The sequence below is a fragment of the Enterococcus sp. AN402 genome (assembly GCF_040719405.1).
Classification (GTDB): domain Bacteria; phylum Bacillota; class Bacilli; order Lactobacillales; family Enterococcaceae; genus Enterococcus; species Enterococcus faecalis.
This window is the reverse complement of sequence record NZ_JBFDTM010000004.1, coordinates 1,494,383-1,512,389: the sequence shown is the minus strand read 5'-3', so window position 1 is coordinate 1,512,389 and position 18,007 is coordinate 1,494,383. Positions and strand designations below refer to the sequence as shown.

The window sequence follows — 18,007 nt, the reverse complement described above, 5'->3', positions numbered from 1 at the left end:
TTGCAGAAGTAACAAAGTGTATGTGAACTCCCCCAACTTAGCAAAACCTAACGTTTCTTAACGCTTGAAGTTGGCGTTTCTTGGGAAGAGAGCATACTTAATAGCTTATTTTTTCACTAATAGTGGTGTCTCTTATTTACCAAGCTATCCTCGTAGTTCCTACGGTTCTCGATGATTTCTAAAACAAAGCTTGCGTACGCAGACCTTCGGTCAGAATATTGATACTAGCGTTGATATCTCGGTCATGATAAGTATGACAAATAGGACAAGTCCATTCTCGAATTTCGAGAGGTTTCTTGCCGTCTTTCTGTCCGCATTTCGAACATATTTGACTAGATGGAAAACACTTATCCACTTTGATGATTTTCCGACCGTACCAGTCAGCTTTGTATTGTTATTTAGTCACAAAACTAGACCAAGAAACATCCGAAATGCTTTTCGCTAGTTTATGATTACGCAACATACCTTTTGTATTTAAATCTTCCATACAAATAATCTCGTGGTTTTTGATAATTCTTAGTTTCAAAAAGATTGATACCTTTCTTTTTAGCTAACAACGAATGCCTTGACAATTTACGTTTTAATTTCTTCTTCATCTTAGAAGTAATTTATTATTATCAATTTTTTGACCATTAGAAAGAATTGTAAAATCTGTAATACCTAAATCAATGCTAATAGCAGAATTAGATTTAGGCAGTTCGCTAACTTTATCTTTGCATAACAAAGAAATATAGTATTTACAACTGGAGCGACATGATATTATGGCAGATTTAATCATTCCTTTTGGTTGTCTATGAAATTTAATTCTGATTAAGGATTTTAATTTAAGAACTTTGATAAATTTATTATCGATCAAAGCAATTATTTCATTTTGATTATTCGTTGTATAACTCTGAACAAGGTTTTTCTTGCTTTTGAAACGATGAAATCCGATGGGTTTATCACGAAAGAAATTCTTGTATGCCTTATCTAAATTGGGTTGTGCATTCGCTAAAGCGAGACTGTCCACATCTTTCAAGAATGGAAAATCTTGCTTGTATTTTGCAGGCGTTGGAAAACTCATTCTTTTAGAGGAATCATTCTTAGTTTCTTCATAAGCTTTCATTTGGTCATCAAGCATTAGATTGTAGACCTTACGACACAACCAAAAGACTTACCAAAGTAAATTCAGATATTTCATTATCAATTACTTATCTACGATATTTAGTTACCAGTACAAGATGATAATAGAATGGAAATATTGAATGATTATTCGTAGCTAATTCCATATTATATCAACTCATTTCTTATATAGATTGATTTATAATATGAAGAAAAATAAAAAGGCAATAAGCCTTATGGGTCGGTTTTCGAGTTACCAACGGTAACCCTCATACCGAATGGCACTCATCACCCATCTTTTATAGTTGGGTGATGAATGCCTAATTATGTTAGAATAATTTCTACAGAGGACTGCTGGGCTTGACCTATTCCCAGGTTGATATAGATTTTACACATTCTTTCATACGACGATAGTCTCAATATCACAATATACAGTATTTCTTGGATTTCATGATAACTGAGGTTATACTGAATATAGTAGACAGCGCCTACTGTTAGAAACTAACTTAAACACTCATCAAAGAAAAGTACTAGTCCACAGTGAATGACTCAATTAAATAAAATCGATTGACTGATCAATTGAGTAATCTAAGTATATAAGGAGGAAAAATGGTGCCTAAAAAAAATGATATTATTGCTATTTTAAGTGTATTATTTGGTTTATTTGCAAGTGTAGAAGTTTTTACTTACTGGTTAGGTATGCCTGTTGTATCAATAGTGATAATTACAGCTATAGGAGGAACTATTTCGTTACTAAAATTGATTGAAAGTATTAGTATATTTAATAAAGCAGTAGCTGTGTTGGGGTTAGTATTGAATATGGTACCGTTAGGTTATATTATTTTCTTGTATTTTGTTTTATAATTTTTTTAAAATTTTATGAATTAAAATGAGATAATCATCCTTCGATAAGAGTAGATATAAAGCGAGCCTGCAGAGGGGGTACAATATTTTGTGTAAGTTCCAAAATGGTATAATCAAATAAATGAACCAGGGAGAACGAGTCAATGAGTATGCTCTCAAAAGATCAAATCAAACAAATGCAATACTATGATATAAAAACTACTGATGACATTAAGGATGCGTTTAAAGATATGTTTGGTGAAGTCATCCAAAAAATTATGGTGACAGAACTAAATACACATTTAGGCTATGATAAAAATTCAAAAGGGATGAAAGATACAAGCAACAGGCGCAATGGAACGAGCAGTAAGAACCTTACGGTAGTCTGAATTTGGTGAAATTTCATTAACGATTCCTCTTGATTGGAACAGTGAATACGAACTCCTAATCGTGAAGAAAAATCAAACGTCTTTATCTGGACTAGAAGATCAAATCATTACCATGTATACAAAGGAATTGAGCACGAGAGATTCAAGACTATTTTACTAATTTATATGGTGTTGAGGTTTCCCCCTACACTAATTTCAAATGTTACGAATAAGATTTTACCAGTGATAAAAGAATAACAGAATCGTTCATTAGACGTGCTCTATCCGATTATTTTTATAAATGTCATTTTAAAGTTCGTCATGAAGAACGGATTCAGTCAAAAACAGTTTACGTTGTTCTTGACGTCACGATTGAAGGGTTTAAAGAAGTACTAGGGATCTGGATTGGTAAATCATAATCTTCAAAGTTTTGGTTAATAGTACTAAATGAATTGAGAAATCGTGGGGTTCAAGATATTCTGATTGCTTGCACAGACAATTTAAATGGCTTCAGTGAGGCAATCCAGGCAACGTTTCCACAAGCAGAAGTTTTAAAAGTGTATCGTTCATCAAATTCGCAACAGTATCCGTTTTGTCGGTTACAAAGATTTAAAAGCGGTAACGGTTGATTTAAAGCCTGTTTATAAGGCTTCTACGGAAGAATTAGCGACTTTTTCAAGCATCTTGCAGAATTATCATTTATACGACCAATGTGATTGAATGCTTTTGCCGTCAGCTACGTAAACCAACAAAGTCGAAAAGTGTCTTTCCTTCAGATGAATCATTGCTAAAAATGCTGTCTCTCGTTACCATGGATGTCACAAAAAAAGTGAACCATGAAGGTTCAAAATAGGGGACAAATTCTGTCACAATTCGTCATATTTTTTGAAGATAGAGTTACCGATTACATTTAACGGGAAAATAACTTACACAAAAACCTTTACAGATCCAGCTTGCAATAAGAAGTCAAGGTAAAAACTTGTCTGAGTGGAAGGCACGACAAGTAACACATCCACCCGTGAAAACAGATGGATTTTTAACATCTCTAGAAGCTGTCACTACTCGCCTACTCCATAAATGAGGACTTCTAAAAGAACGCCAACCACTCATCACTCGCTACTTTATTTCTTCATCTTGAATAGATTGATGTATTCTCTCTCACTTATGCTATCTCGAATTCTATCTTCTGCTTCTTGTTCCCTTATATATTTTGCAATTGTTTTCTGATTCAAGCCAACTGCACTTACGTAATAGCCTTTTGCCCAAAAACTTTTATTCTCATATTTATACACTAAGTTTCCATGCTGCTCATGGATAAGCGTTGCGCTTCTTCCTTTTAAGAATCCCATGAAACTTGAATTACTTATTTTCGGTGGCACTCTTACTAACATATGAATATAATCTGGCATTGTATGAGCTTCTATTATTTTTTACTTCTTTCATTTCACAGAGCTTACGCAAGATTCTTCCGATGTCCTTTCTCAATTCTCTATAAATCACTTTTTCTTATATTTTGGTGTAACTACTATGTGGTACTTACAATTTCATCGACTGTGTGATAAACTTTTGGCGTCATTGATGACATAGAAAAACTCCTTTCGATAATATGAGCGGTTGGTAGCCATTTATTAGTATATCGATAGGAGTTTTTACCGCTGTATATATGCATGGGATTCCTAGAAAGTTGAAAAAATAATAGACCGTCTTTCAGATTGGGCCCATACTATGAGACTTGCTGGCAAAAGTGTTATACTTTTTTCAACATGTAATTCTAATGGTCATACAACAGCAATAGATACACTGCATTCATATGTATTGCGCTTTAGAGGGAGAGTAATTGGGAAATACGTTTCAGCAGATTTTGTCCCAGATTTGCTAAATCGAGAAGATATTATTTTTATAACTAATAGTGAAAATACTGATAAAATCAATAAAATCGCAGAAGAGATTGTAAGGAAGTGGGACACACCATTTATATCTAATAAGTTCTTGGAAACTACATTTAAAGCCTATAAAGATACACAAATAACAAATATTGAAAATAACTATTCAACAGAAGAAACAGACTATTGGGTTTGTTCTGGAATGATAAATTACAGTTCATTTCAAGAATGGGTTAACGTTCAAGCATAATTTTGATGGTTTATCTCGATATATTAATAAATAATAATTATGGGAGGTTGTTTTTATGAGAAAGAAAATACTATTGTTATTGTTGTTAGAGGTTATTTCTTTACTGAGTTTAATAAATCAATCTCCTCCATTAGAGCCATTCGTAATAATAATTGCTACTATTTTAGGAATCCTTAATGTACACTTTAAATTAATCAATAATTTTAGGCTTGTATATTTTTTGGTTTTCTTGAGTGTTCCGATACGTTTATATTCCATCATTTTTGATAAACATATGATAGATCTAGTTTATGCTAACTTTGTTTGTTTAGCATTTTTAGTTGTTTATATAATTAAGGATAAGAAAAGAGTAATGTAATGAAAAAAGTAAAATATATTCCTTCATATGAACACTCAGAATGTGCTTTGTCGTGTATTACTATGATTAGTCAATATTTCAATAAAGATGTCAGCTTAACTAAGCTAAGAGAATTTTATGGTGTTCCTCAAGGTGGATATTCGATATCACAGATGGCAGAGGAAAATCTATCTTCTGGCTGGGTCAATATGAATGATAACCGTGTGCAGATTAAGCGAAAACAGTTTGAAAAAATGGATGTTATTTAGTGAAAATGAGCCTGAATATGACCTAATATAGGTAGTCGTATCAAGGCTCTTTCTACTTTGAACGGAGCTTAACATTATGGAAAAAAGACGCGATAGCAAAGGACGAATTTTAAGGACTGGAGAGAGCCAGAGAAAAGACGGAAGATACGCCTACAATATATAAGCACTTGGATAGCTAAAGTTTGAGTACGCTTGGAAACTTGTTCCAACGGATCAAAAAACAGCAGGAAAACGTGAGGATATATCACTCCGTGAAAAGAAACAAGCGATACAAAAAGACCTCAATGACGCCATTGACACTGTTGGAAAGAAAATGACAGTCTGCCAGCTTTATGCGAAGAAGAACAGCCACAGAAAGAACATCAAGCGCAAGTACCTTATGGACATTCTGAAAAAAAGCTCCCTCGGTGTTAAAAGCATTGATACGGTCAAGCAGTCAGATGCCAAAGAATGGTATATCAGAATGAAAGAAAATGGATACGTCTACAAGAAGATCGTATCAGAAAGAACCCCTTTTCGATTTTAAATTGAGTGATGTTCTGGAAGATGATACAGAACCTAAAATTGTTTTAATCCCACAACAGGAAGCAAAACTACTGTCCTTTAAAGAAAGCGAGAAGGTTTATGAAAAGTATCGTGATGAAATCATTATTCTCTTGGAAATGGGGCTTCGTGTTTAAGAATTATGTGGACTGACTATTAAAGACTTAGATTTCCAAAACAGGTCAATCAATGTAGACCACCAGATTTTGAGAGATACAGAAGTCGGGTACTACACGGAACTGCCTAAGACAAACAGCGGTATCCATCAGTTTCCCATGAGTGAAAAGGATTATCAACCGTGAAGGTTTGCCAAAGGTAGCAGTAAATTATGAGGGTATAGTTAAAGTGTTGATTAAGAAATATAACAAGACACATGAGGACAAGTTACCAAATGTGCGCCACATATTTTCAGACATACATTTTGTAACAACATGGCAAACATAGGAATGAACCCGAACAGCTTACAGTACATCATGGGATCTTCCAACATAACCATGCCACTTGGCTATTATGCACACGGTTCATTCGTTTCTGCAAAAGCTGAAATGGAACGGCTGTCAGCGTAGTAGTAAAGGATGAATTTACTACACTTTTACTACTTTTGAAAGCAAAGTCATACATGGATATACCAGCTCATGCAATGTATCTTCCGACATTTGATAACATTTGAAAAGATAATAAAAATTCTTATGAATTTTTATTATCTTTTCTACTTTAATGACTTTAGTCAGTTGAAATCTCTAAAGAGATTTCGACAAAAAAACCACGCGTACTGCGCGTGGAGGCCAGAGCTTTAGCGATAAAAACTCCTTTCGATATAATAGATAAAGGCTACCAACCGTTATCAAATCGAAAGGAGTTTTTGAATGTCGAACGACGATAAAAGTTTAGCACATACTCGTTGGAATTGTAAGTATCATCTTGTGTTTACACCAAAATATAGAAGAAAAGTAATCTATGGTAAATTGAGGCGAGATATAGGGAAAATACTAAGGAAATTGTGTGAGATGAAAGAAGTCGAAATCATTGAAGCGCATGCAATGCCCGACCATATCCATATGTTGGTAAGAATTCCACCGAAGTTGAGTGTATCAGGTTTTATGGGTTTCTTAAAAGGAAGAAGTGCAGTAATCATTCATGAACGTCATGCGAATTTAAAATACAATTATGGAAATCGATCCTTTTGGTCAAAAGGCTATTATGTGAGCACTGTAGGACTGAACCAAAAAACGATAGCAAAGTATATACGAGAACAAGAAGCAGAAGATCGAGTAAGGGATAGTATAAACAAAAGAGAGTATAAAGATCCATTTAGGAAGTAACAACTAGATAAGAATAGAAAGGTAGCGGTTGGCGGTCTCTAAAAAAAGCTCCCTTAAAGGGAGCAGCAGGTAGCGAGCCCTTCTAGGGCTAGTAAATATCCACCCGCTATGCGGGTGGATATTTACTTTCATGGGGGACGAGTATAAGAATTATATTAATTGCATTTACAGTTAAGGCTGTTTATTTTTCGCACTTTGTAATTTTAGTATAAATAATCTATGTCCATGATAAATGGATAAACTAAAAAGAAACGCAAAAATAGTTGGAAGCACCCATCCTAACCCTAACGAAGCAAGTGGAATATAATGATGATAGAAATCTATTATATTTACGATAACAGGTTTTTGAGTAATCACAGAAGGAGAATTTTCTAACATATCTATAATGGCTGGAACTGCTGCAAAAAATGTTGTCACTTTATAAATAGTTGGATTTTTATTGAAAAATTTTGTAGTCAGTGATAGTAGTATCAAAGTTAATGAAAGCGGGTAAAGTAGCATCAATACAGGCAAAGACCATTGGATAATGTTATTTAATCCGGCATTAGCAATAATAAATGAAATAAATGTAGTTAAACGTAACCAAAATACGTAGCTGACTTTAGGAAATAATTTATGAAAATCTTGTGCAAAAGAAACAACTAGACCCATGGCGGTAGTAAAGACGCCTAAAGTGACCATTATTCCTAAAAGAATAGCGCCAAAGTTACCCAGATAATAACGGAATATTTCTGATAAAGCAATGCCTCCATTTTCAGACAATGTTAGTTTATTTAGACTCATTACTCCTAAAAGGATGAGCCCAAAATAAATAGCTATTTCAAATAATATACTAATTAATCCAGATTTAGCAGTTACGATTGCTATTTGTTTATTTTTAAACCCTAAATCTCGTACGGAACGGACAAATGTAACACTTAAAGCAAGTAAAGCCACTGCATCAACTGTATTATATCCTTCTAAAATGCCATTTATTAATGGGGTCGATCGATAAGAAAAATAAGCAGGTTGATTTAGTCCTCCCATAGGATAAAAAGTAGCCAATAAAAATATTATAGTCAGCAAAACAAGAAAAATTGTGTTTAAGTATTTTCCTACATATTTGACTAATTGATTAGGATGAATAGTTAAGAAATATATGAATATGAAGAAAAAAGCAGAGAAAACAAACATACCAATTGTCATAAATCTTTCTGGAAGAAAAGGTTTTGCTGCCATTTCAAAAGCGGTAGCTGCAGTACGTGGAGTACCAAAAAAGGGTCCGATTGTTAAATGTACTAGAATAAGGAATAAGGCAGCATACCATTTCTCGGTTGGTTTAGCTAAATCGTATAAACCGTCACTATTAGTTACTGTGACTGCAAGAATAGCTAAAAGAGGAAATAATGCACCTGAAATAGCAAATCCAATTCCAGCATTCGACCAATTATGCCCAGAAAGTTGACCAAGATGAACAGGAAAAATCAGATTACCTGATCCAAAAAATAAGCCGAAGATGAGAGAGCTGATTATTAGAAGTTGTTTATAAGAATGAGTTTTATTCATAAAAGATTCCTCCGATAACAAAAAGTATATTTCTGATTTATTTTTCTAATCGCGATAATATCGTTTCTCATGAGAATCACCACCTTGAAATAAAATAAAAAAGAGCCCTTTTCCACTAGGAAAAGGGCTCTAAAACACTAGAACGATACCACCTTTTTTAACTTAAATAAGTTATCTCTTTCTCGCAGACGCTTTAATGAATACAAGTTATCTGCTAGCCCGATAATGGGGGCAACCACAATGTTCTACATTTTCGACATTGACTCGGAAATGATGTTCGTCTATTCGATTTATTGTCATTTCTCACTTTCATGACTCACTGGGAATAAATACTTGAATAGCTACTGTTTTCCTCTACGATTTACGGTATGAAGTTATTAAAATATGCTTTTTATTTTACATTTACTTGTGGATATAGTCAATATAAAAAAGCTTCATTTGGTATGTTCAAAACACTGTGAAGAAATAAGGAACGATTCTTATGATTGATTATCAATAAATACTCCTATCTTTAAATCATTTGGTTTTGGATTCATAATGACTTGCCAGCCATAAGCTGCCCAATCATAATCCTCCCCAATCTACATGGCAAAAGAATGTCCAGAACCCATCAACTGCGGACCACCTAATTTAGACACATACCACGCAGTGCCTCCATAGCACTCTCCATTGTTTGTGGTTTGCCCAATGACACCGTCTAACACCTTTGTGTTTCCTTTGCTTTTTGTAGGCAAGCTATTCCAATGTTTGATCGCAAATACATCATATTCAGTCAAATTGTACGATTTTATGATTCCCATGGCTCCCTGATAGTACGCACTTCCTTCTGTAATCCTTGCAGTCGCTTAGCTCTACCACAACCTAAACGGTTTTTAAAAGAAATTTTCGAAATTTAGGAACTAAAAGATGCAGATGTGTTTCTTGAAAACACAAAAAATAATTAAGCTAGCGTAGAGTGAAGGAGGTGCTGTATAGACGTACACACTAAATTAAGAACTTTTGATAAATAATTTAGAGAAAGAAAAAGTGAAAAAACTGCAATCGCTATTATACGGTAAAGGTGTGTTAAGTATAGAGTGTACCAAGAACTGCTTTGTCAGAATTAATTGAATCGGAAAGTGGAAGTGAGGTGAGAGATGAAAATCATAGTTGATGGAACACCTGAAGAAATAGAAGAATTGCTCCAAGCTATTGGGAGCAGCGAAGAGCAACTAAAAGTTAAACTACCTATTTCAATAAAAGACAACAAAATTATTTTTTATGAAGTTCATATTTAGCAAGAATTTTGCTGTTTGCATTTAAAGTAGCTTGAGAATAAGTGTAGCAATTGTGATGAAGTTTTTCTTCACGATTTCATCCTGCTAGAGTGTTTTCTAATTTTTTCTGGAATAGATTTAACTTCTTTATTAAAATATCTTTCTGCTAATTTCTCAATTTCGTTTTTAATATCCATGTAGTTTTTACTCTCCTTATTAATATTTAGTCTGTCACCCTGATAAGGAGATTATATGACAAAACGAATATGAATTTTAGAAGTAGTTATTTTTTAAAGCCTCATATCCATCGGGTAAAACGCGTATAAAGAGGCAAAAAAATTCCCCGTTAGGTAGATAACCGACTTCGCTATCGATAAAGTTTTTTGCAGTTAAGAATAATAAAGCGTGTTCAATTTCTTCACGAGCGTATGAAGCTAAAATTGAGTGTTGGAAGAAAGAGTCGGCTCTTGGATGATCCTTAGGATCAAAGTTTTTTGCAACTGAAAGAACATCGTAAGCAATCACAGGAATTTGTTTCACAGAATCACCTCCCAAATAATTATAATAAGTTATTTTAGAAACGTAAATATGAAATAAACTGAGAAATAGAGGAAGGAGAATGTCAAAAGAAAAAAATCTGGAATATTTATTCGTAGAAATTTACTCATTCATAAAGGAATCGATACTGATGAAGTAATAACTGAAAAAGCTATACTTTTTGCTTAAGAAATCGCAAATTTAATTAATACGAAATAAATCAAGCAATTATTCTAATAGATAATTGTTTCTACAAAAAACACGTAAAAATCGAGTGAATGGTTCAACTTCGGAGTAAGATTTTCTAGGTTAAATTTTTTGATACTCCTAAAATCACAGAGACATAATTTTTAGGAATACCTTCGAGGTTTAATCGGCATGTTGATTAATGCCTAACATTATCCAACAATTACGGAATTGGTTCACTAGAGTACTTTTGAGTGCTGCTATTGATTCAACATGTTAAATCTGCTCATGATTATTTGTGGAGTATTCGTATATATGACAGGGAGGTAGGTCAATTGAAAATCTAGGCATCAAAGGAGAATCAATATATATAAAAGACTGCATTGCTTGCTGAAACCAAAAAGGACCCACTTCGAAATAAGCCGAAACGAGCAGGGAAAATGGAGTTAAATGAAACACTATTAATAAAACTCTATTTAAGTAAAGTAATACCATGATTAATGACAAAATTCAATAGATTTTAAAGGAACTACAAAAGGAATGCGAAAAAGAAAGGATATCAGCACTTTGTACCTTGAATAAAGGGCGCAATGTGACTGTTATGTTTGTTGGTTCACTACCTGATATTGCGTTTTGTTTAGCCGTTCAAGAATTAGAGATCCCTATACCCACAAAAATTTTACGGAATGCTGGGCTTGGCTCACTAGGAAAACAAACAGTGAAAATAGAACAGACCATATCTTTGTCATTAAACGATAATAATCGACGTAATTTTTTTAGCATATCAGATCATCTCCATCTGTTTTCACAATTATATCAAAAAATATGGTTTGAAAACTAATATTTAGTTAGTTAACCTAAGCAATTGCAGAAAAAAGACTGCCACCCGATATGACAGTCAATGAGCTGATTGAAATATGCTTTTACCCGACTGGAAAAAAGAAAAAAGGAGGATCAGCTCATCACTATTGTACAACAATTAGAAATGAAAGTGAAATATATGTTCGATATGAAAATTTTTTGATTATTGAATTACGAGTAACTCACGCCAAGTTATTTTGAGTAGGGCGCTCAGAAATGAAGATGGAGAATTGTACGAAAGAAAAATTCCCGAAGGTAAAATGGAAGAAGCTCGCAGTGTTATTGGGTACTATTCAAATTTCAGCAAGACTTTAATTGGATACAACACGATTATGTATTACATGGCGATAAACCTATTAATTACATGAAAACTTACAAAGAAGAGCTAGAAACGATTACTAAGGCGTGTGAAGATTGGTTAAACATGGGAGATCCATTTAATTAATCCGACAAAGTCACCTACGCTTATAGTGTGAAAAAAGGACTGCCGTCTCCTTTAGCGGCAGTCTATGAGTTAGCAGATTTTATTGCAAATAGGAAACGACTGTTACTAGCTCGTCTAAATTATATCACAATATAAAAAGCACCAAGCTTTCGTCCAATGCTATAGGTAATATGACACTACAATTATAGCATAAGGAGTGGCTAATTTGATCGTTTTATTACCAGAAATAGACATAAATAAAACGAAAATGAATGCACGAAAAGTTTTATCTCAGTATCGTAAGTGGGAACGTATCGCAAGCAAAGCAGCTATAGATATTAAATCACCGCTTCTAAGTGACATACATCGAACGTTAGTCGTATCGATAAATAAGACGATGGTCTATTAGAACGAGTGCATGCTGAGAACGAGCGAGATGTCATTATAAGAGCTTTAGTAGCACTTTCCTGGAGTCTATCTATGACTTATCGCGAGCCTGAGAAAGATTCTGTGTATGAAATCAGTTTAGATATGAGATACAGAGAAATCCCAATTAAAAAATATCGTTCAGTTGCATTGATGGAATTTACCGAGGCATATAAACACGGTGAGTTGTTAGTGCGATAATAATTATACTTTTTGTTCGAAAAAAGATGATAGAATAGTAGTGAAAAAATAGTGTATAAGACGACACGCAAAAAAATGGTGAAAGGAGTTGAAAAACTTCATTTCCTTTTAAAGTTCACGTGCCGTATTTATGTTACTGTGGTGGAAAGGGCAGACGCGCTAGAATTCCAAATGATACCAGTTAAGGGCGGAGCTTAGCTCAAATTAGGGGAGGTATCATGCAAGGTTCGAATCCTTTGACAGTGACTTAGTAACCGAGAACGTGGTAGGGGTAGAACCTGATGAGATTGAAGTGGAGATACAGACGGTGTGTAGGTTACTTGTACATAAAAACGGCGCTATAATTTCTAGGACTGATAGAAAATCATTCTATCGGTCCTTTTGAGCATAAAAAAACAAAACATACAGAAGCTCCGTTAGAATTGAATCACCACAACACAATCAAAGGAGCGTTCTGTATGTCTGACCTTCATCTTATCAAACTATTACTAGGAATCAAAGATGAAAACATTCAAATCACTCATGTCGAGAAGAAAAAAATACATTCAATCAACAGTATCGTTGTTTCTGCCACGCTCATTAAAACGATTCAGCGCTGTCCTCAGTGTAAACAGGTGAATCAACATGGGCTGATCGTTAAGAACGGAAAGAAAAAATCGCTGGTTTTTCTCAATAAGTGTGCGAATCAACGGACTTATCTTGCTTTGGCAAAGCAACGGTACCTCTGTCGTGGCTGTCACACCTATTTTACGGCGAATACCTACATTGTTGAAAAAAACTTTTTTATCGCCAAACAAGTACATTATAAAATATTGGAAGAATTGACTGAAAAACAAGCAATGACGACGATTTCTAAACATTGCGGCGTTTCTTGGTCAACTGTTTCGCGAACACTCGCTTCTCTGCTCCCCATGACAAACGTGAAAAGGAATTGGTTGCCTCGCTGTTTATTGGTGGATGAATTTCGTTCATTGAAAAATCAAGTCGGTCCCTATTCTTTTTCTTGTATGGATGGCGATACTGGGAAATTACTGGATATTCTTCCTTCACGTAAGAAGAAAGACTTGGTTTCTTATTTTATGCAATTTGAACGACGTGCACGTTTAAACGTAAAAATACTCGTAACGGATATGAATGCTTCTTATGCTTCGTTGATAAAAGAGTGCTTTCCTCATGCCAAACTCGTTGTGGATCGCTTTCACATCGTCAAGCACCTCATTCGCAGTTTTGAGGATATTCGACTACGAGTCATGAAAAGCTTCGACCGAAACGATCCAATACAAGCCAAACACTATCGACAAGTGAAGGCTTTATCTCGACTTCTGATTAAACGACAGGACATGCTTGATTATGATAAATGGACAAAATGGCGTAATTTTGGTTGGGACTATCTAACCGAAAGTGAAGTCGTAGAACGTCTGCTTTCTACTTCTGATGAACTACGAATAGCTTATGCTTACTATCAAGAAATTCTTCAAGCTTTTCATGACAAAGAAGCGGACATCTTCTTTCAGCTTGTAAAAACAATGCCCAAGTCGGTTTCAAGAGAACTGCACCATATAAAAAAAGCGTTTATAAACTATGAATCCGGCATTCGTTTAGCCTTAGAGTTGCCTTACTCAAATGCCAAAATAGAGAATCTGCATACCCACATCAAAGCATTGAAACGAATAGCTTACGGGTTTAGAAGCTTTCGTAGGATGAAAACCAGAATTTTCTTAATCAATCATCTGATCACTTACTAAACATAAAAAAACATCTAAAGCAGAAAATCAATTCTACCTTAGATGTTCTTATATCACTCTATCAGTCCTATTGACAAAGAGCCTATATTCTATTGTAGAAAAGTGAAAAGATGGTGGTTAATTTCTTGAATAAAGGGGTACTTCCTATGGTTCATAGTTTTATCTCTAGAAAGGAGTAGACATGTCTATTTATCAAGCATTATCGTTGATGATTGCTTTTGCGACGTTAGTGTTGCTGATTACAGATCACAAGAATAAAAAACATCTAACACTTTAGCAGAAAGTAAGTGGTTAAACAATTGAAATTAACTTACCGTCTTTTTAACGATTCTACATGGAACGTATTACTAGCACATCGTTTTTCCATTTGGATTATACCACGAAACAAAATAAATTAAATCAAGACTACTCAGTATAATTGAGTGGTCTTTTTTTAGTCTTAAAAAAGCCACTAGACTATGGGTTCTAGTGGCTAGGTAGCATTCATGAAAAAATTTGTAGGTTGCTATTTACAAATTACAAAAAAAGTTACTACCAAAAAAATTATATCAAATGGGGCTAGAGAATAAAAGAGCTTTTAGAATGTGACATTTATTTTTTACATAAAAGCAACTAGGAGAGAGTATGAAAAACTATTGATATGGATCGTTAACACATAAATACCCACAACTGAACTACTCAGTTGATGTAGTTTGTGTTGTAATGTCTGTGCAGGTAAAGAAGAATGCTACCGTTGTCGAAATGACGAGAGAAGCACCACCGAAAGAGATTGATCATTGTAAGCTAGTTGGCGGATTAGATGGCAATGTTGATCTGAAAGGTATAACTGATAATAGTTACACGAAAAATAACCAATCAACAACAAACACACCAGCTATTGATGCAGGTAAAGAAGTAGAAAATACACCTACTTCTGCAGTAAGAGTTGGTGATACGGTCAAAGTGAAATTTAATGTCGATGCTTGGTCAACTAGTGAAGCTATTCCACAATGGCTGAAAGGCAACAGTTACAAAGTATTGTTAGAAGGTATTTTGTCATGGATTAGTAAAGGCGATATTGAATTATTGCTAGATGTGGCAACAGTTACTGATAACCAATCAGAATCAACTTATGTGGTACAATATGGCGAAACATTATTGGGGATTGCTTATCAATGTGGTACAGACTATTAAATCTTAGCTTCATTAAATGGCTTGGTCAATCCTAATTTGATTTATCTAGGACAAGTTTTAAAAGTCAAAAGATCGTTAATAAGTAATGTTTACACAGTCCGATATGGGGATAATTTATTTAGCATTGCGGCTAAATTTGGAACGACTTATCAAGTGTTGACACAACGAAATGGATTAACAAATCTTAACGTAATCTATTCAGGTCAACAGACAGTTTATTAAGTATTGACTAATACTTAATTGAAATAGTATAACTTTTTTGGCAGTATTTGCTTACTATCAATACTAATCAACTCAAAAGACTGACCAAGAATCTAGTATCGGTCAGTCTTTTGAGTTGATTAGATCATTCGGCTCATAACTGTCCTGATTACAGGCTACATACTTTAAAGCATCTCTAGGCCAATCACTAGTTAGAACTAAGTTTTATCTTGAAAAATAGAATCGAGTGAATACACTAAAAGTATCTTAATGTCTATTGTATTATTTGTGGTCTAATAAAACTTTACATGTATATTTTTTGCAAACAAGAAAGATTTCAGATAAAATATTTTTATCAGATATAAGCAATCCTTAAAAGAAAGTAGCAGGATCAGGGAATTTAGAAAGGGACACTGATCCTGCTACTTTTTCTTTTTTATTGTAATATGTTGAAAGAATAATTATATATGAAAATCAAAGAAAGCCCAAAATAATTAGGGTTTCTTTGTGAATATAAACTATTTATTTAACCTTTTACATCGTCAGCGATATCTTCTGCTTTTTCTTTTACATCAGAAGCTACTTCTTTAACTTTATCGGTCGTTTCTTATCTACCATTTAAACCACCTCTTAAAAAAGAATAATGAACCTTGCAGGATTTAAACCTACGACCTGACGGTTATTAGCCGTTTGCTCTAACCAACTGAGTTAAAGATCCTAAATAAAATGAATGCTTAATTTCTTGAATAATAAAAAAATACATTATAGAATATAAATAGGTGTTAATAACATCCTCCATAAGAGAGTAACAGGGCCTAGGAGCTTGGGGAAGTCTTTTAGGAAAACTGTTACTCTTTTACGCTATAGCTATGTAAGAATAGTATATCATTAAAAATAATCAAGGAGTATTGCACTTGATTATTTTTTGTATACTAAGTATTATGTTTATAAGTGATATAAGATATCCATTTTTCTCCGAGACCTGCATTAGTGTGGGTCTTTTTTACTTCGGCTCTATAATATCTAGTGTTGGTGACGCCTTCTGTTGCCAATACTTTTTCTTTTTTCTAATAAACGCAAACAGACACCTTGAAATCCTTTAGAATAAAGTCGACGAAAACCATTCAAAGGAGTGTTTCAAGATGTCCTATTCAGAGTTTACCAAAGAGTTACTAGATATTCTAGACCTAAATCTTATCTTTCATGAAGATGCCTTTCGCAAAGAGCGAATCAATGACGAAACATGTTTTGTTTTTGATGGCACATTGACCTATCAACCAGAGGAATGCTTCCATTGTCACTATCAAAATAAGCAAACGATCATTAAATGGGGCTGGAAAAAAGTATCCATCTTATTGAATGATGTCAGTAACTACAAGACCATTCTGCGGATTAACAAACAGCGCTTCAAATGTAAACACTGTGGAAAGACTTTTTTAGCAGAAGATTCAGTTAGTGATCGTCGCTGCTCCATCGCCCGCAGAGTCAAACAAGCCATTCTTGAGCTATTAAGTGAGCCTATTTCTATGTCTTTGATTGCACGTATGAAGCACATTTCTCCGACCACTGTCATTCGAATACTTCGCAGCCTTCGGCCTAAAACCGTTTCTTTGAACCAGCCGTTACCAGAAGTGGTGTGTTTCGATGAATTCAAATCGGTGAAAAACGTCTCGGGAGCCATGAGCTTTGTCATGATGGACGGCAAGACCCATCAACTGATTGATATTGTGGAAAATCGGCAACTCAATCCTTTACGCGACTATTTCTTGCGCTACCCTAGAAAAGTCCGTGAACAAGTGCGTCTAGTGGTTTCAGATTTCTATACACCTTATCGCACATTGGTGAAAGAGTGTTTTCCGAATGCCCGAATCGTCGCCGATCGCTTTCATATTAGCCAACACATTGGTCGGGCTTTTACCAACCACCGAATTCAAGTAATGAAGACCTTTAAAAAAGGGGATCGTCGGTCGAAGCACTTAAAGAAATACTGGAGACTACTTCAAAAGAATGCGTGGGAATTGAAAGGTCAGCATCGCTACTGGCGTCCGTCATTTCGAGATCATCTGACAGAAGCAGAGATAGTCGATCGGCTATTATCTTATGATGATTCCTTAAAGCGAGGCTACGAAGTCTACCAGGATTTTCTTTCCGTTATCAGAAGACAAGATGTTCCTGAATTCGTCGCGCTCCTAAAAGAAGACTACAAGGAGTTGCCAGAGCACTACCAACCAGTGTTCACGACCTTCAAGAAATACCAAACAGAAATCAAACGAGCGTTGCGCGTTCCCTATTCCAACGGCCCTATAGAATGTTTGAATAACCATATCAAAGTACTAAAACGAATTGCCTATGGCTTTAGAAACTTTCAAAACTACCGAGAACGAATCTTTTTATATCGAGGAAAATATTTTAAGAAAACTAAGAATACTACCCAACTGACTAAAGCCAGAACAACAACACGGCTAGACAAGATAGCTGTCTAGCCGTGTGAGTATCTCGATTATTCTATTGAATTTCTTCACCAACACTCATTGAC

The 18,007-nt window shown here is 34.6% G+C and carries 14 protein-coding genes, 1 tRNA gene and 7 pseudogenes; 15 read left to right on the top strand and 7 right to left on the bottom strand.

Annotated elements, in window-relative coordinates:
- Positions 1–178: 178 nt before the first annotated feature.
- A pseudogene (locus AB1I62_RS08730) lies at positions 179–1,167 on the bottom strand (RNA-guided endonuclease TnpB family protein).
- A 26-nt stretch (positions 1,168–1,193) separates the two neighbouring features.
- A pseudogene (locus AB1I62_RS08725) lies at positions 1,194–1,268 on the bottom strand (IS200/IS605 family transposase); the annotation flags it as partial.
- A 445-nt stretch (positions 1,269–1,713) separates the two neighbouring features.
- Here AB1I62_RS08725 and AB1I62_RS08720 point away from each other — a divergent pair.
- Positions 1,714–1,965 carry a hypothetical protein gene (locus tag AB1I62_RS08720; protein WP_367019162.1) on the top strand — a complete coding sequence of 84 codons (252 nt, stop codon included), beginning with the start codon at positions 1,714–1,716 and terminating at the stop codon, positions 1,963–1,965.
- A gap of 143 nt (positions 1,966–2,108) precedes the next feature.
- Positions 2,109–3,226: pseudogene (locus AB1I62_RS08715) on the top strand (IS256 family transposase).
- 207 nt (positions 3,227–3,433) lie between these two features.
- Here the strand turns inward: AB1I62_RS08715 and tnpA (AB1I62_RS08710) are convergent.
- Positions 3,434–3,841: pseudogene (gene tnpA / locus AB1I62_RS08710) on the bottom strand (IS200/IS605 family transposase).
- A 196-nt stretch (positions 3,842–4,037) separates the two neighbouring features.
- Here tnpA (AB1I62_RS08710) and AB1I62_RS08705 point away from each other — a divergent pair.
- The 5 genes and pseudogenes from AB1I62_RS08705 (at position 4,038) to tnpA (AB1I62_RS08685) (ending at position 6,916) form a co-directional block, all read left to right on the top strand.
- Positions 4,038–4,445 (top strand): hypothetical protein, encoded by a 408-nt coding sequence (locus AB1I62_RS08705; RefSeq protein ID WP_367019161.1) that lies wholly within the window; start codon positions 4,038–4,040, stop codon positions 4,443–4,445.
- A gap of 55 nt (positions 4,446–4,500) precedes the next feature.
- Positions 4,501–4,803 (top strand): hypothetical protein, encoded by a 303-nt coding sequence (locus AB1I62_RS08700; RefSeq protein WP_367019160.1) that lies wholly within the window; start codon positions 4,501–4,503, stop codon positions 4,801–4,803.
- Entirely contained in the window at positions 4,803–5,051 is a 249-nt protein-coding gene (locus AB1I62_RS08695; protein ID WP_367019159.1) for a cysteine peptidase family C39 domain-containing protein, read from the top strand. The genes AB1I62_RS08700 and AB1I62_RS08695 overlap by 1 nt, the downstream gene beginning before the upstream one ends.
- Positions 5,052–5,124: 73 nt before the next feature.
- Positions 5,125–6,160: pseudogene (locus AB1I62_RS08690) on the top strand (site-specific integrase).
- 300 nt (positions 6,161–6,460) lie between these two features.
- Complete coding sequence (gene tnpA / locus AB1I62_RS08685) at positions 6,461–6,916, top strand: IS200/IS605 family transposase (RefSeq protein WP_010712524.1); 456 nt, start codon at positions 6,461–6,463, stop codon at positions 6,914–6,916.
- Positions 6,917–7,087: 171 nt separating this feature from the next.
- On the opposite strand, the gene brnQ is transcribed toward tnpA (AB1I62_RS08685), so the two are convergent.
- Both brnQ and AB1I62_RS08675 read right to left on the bottom strand, forming a co-directional pair.
- On the bottom strand, positions 7,088–8,461 hold the full coding sequence (gene brnQ, locus AB1I62_RS08680; RefSeq protein ID WP_367019158.1) for a branched-chain amino acid transport system II carrier protein: 1,374 nt from the start codon (positions 8,459–8,461) through the stop codon (positions 7,088–7,090).
- A 491-nt stretch (positions 8,462–8,952) separates the two neighbouring features.
- Positions 8,953–9,237, bottom strand: a pseudogene (locus AB1I62_RS08675) (lysozyme); the annotation flags it as partial.
- A gap of 360 nt (positions 9,238–9,597) precedes the next feature.
- Between AB1I62_RS08675 and AB1I62_RS08670 the strand changes: the two are divergent.
- Entirely contained in the window at positions 9,598–9,738 is a 141-nt protein-coding gene (locus AB1I62_RS08670) for a hypothetical protein (protein ID WP_367019157.1), read from the top strand.
- Positions 9,739–9,990: 252 nt separating this feature from the next.
- Here AB1I62_RS08670 and AB1I62_RS08665 read toward each other — a convergent pair whose 3' ends face one another.
- Complete coding sequence (locus tag AB1I62_RS08665; RefSeq protein ID WP_367019156.1) at positions 9,991–10,257, bottom strand: hypothetical protein; 267 nt, start codon at positions 10,255–10,257, stop codon at positions 9,991–9,993.
- Positions 10,258–11,032: 775 nt separating this feature from the next.
- Here AB1I62_RS08665 and AB1I62_RS08660 point away from each other — a divergent pair.
- From AB1I62_RS08660 to AB1I62_RS08635, 6 genes and pseudogenes are all read left to right on the top strand, one after another.
- A complete protein-coding gene (locus tag AB1I62_RS08660) occupies positions 11,033–11,281 on the top strand; it encodes a hypothetical protein (protein WP_367019154.1) in 249 nt (82 codons plus the stop codon).
- Between the two features lie 661 nt (positions 11,282–11,942).
- Complete coding sequence (locus AB1I62_RS08655; RefSeq protein WP_367019153.1) at positions 11,943–12,134, top strand: hypothetical protein; 192 nt, start codon at positions 11,943–11,945, stop codon at positions 12,132–12,134.
- A 71-nt stretch (positions 12,135–12,205) separates the two neighbouring features.
- Positions 12,206–12,352: a hypothetical protein gene (locus tag AB1I62_RS08650; RefSeq protein WP_367019152.1), complete on the top strand. Its 147-nt coding sequence runs from the start codon at positions 12,206–12,208 to the stop codon at positions 12,350–12,352.
- Positions 12,353–12,810: 458 nt separating this feature from the next.
- Complete coding sequence (locus tag AB1I62_RS08645) at positions 12,811–14,097, top strand: ISL3 family transposase (RefSeq protein WP_367019151.1); 1,287 nt, start codon at positions 12,811–12,813, stop codon at positions 14,095–14,097.
- A gap of 181 nt (positions 14,098–14,278) precedes the next feature.
- A complete protein-coding gene (locus tag AB1I62_RS08640) occupies positions 14,279–14,374 on the top strand; it encodes a putative holin-like toxin (protein ID WP_367019150.1) in 96 nt (31 codons plus the stop codon).
- 506 nt (positions 14,375–14,880) lie between these two features.
- A pseudogene (locus AB1I62_RS08635) lies at positions 14,881–15,492 on the top strand (LysM peptidoglycan-binding domain-containing protein); the annotation flags it as partial.
- A 623-nt stretch (positions 15,493–16,115) separates the two neighbouring features.
- Here the strand turns inward: AB1I62_RS08635 and AB1I62_RS08630 are convergent.
- A tRNA-Ile gene (locus tag AB1I62_RS08630) sits at positions 16,116–16,189 on the bottom strand.
- A 424-nt stretch (positions 16,190–16,613) separates the two neighbouring features.
- On the opposite strand from AB1I62_RS08630, the gene AB1I62_RS08625 reads away from it, so the two are divergent.
- On the top strand, positions 16,614–17,954 hold the full coding sequence (locus AB1I62_RS08625) for an ISL3 family transposase (RefSeq protein ID WP_127978659.1): 1,341 nt from the start codon (positions 16,614–16,616) through the stop codon (positions 17,952–17,954).
- Positions 17,955–18,007 lie beyond the last annotated feature (53 nt).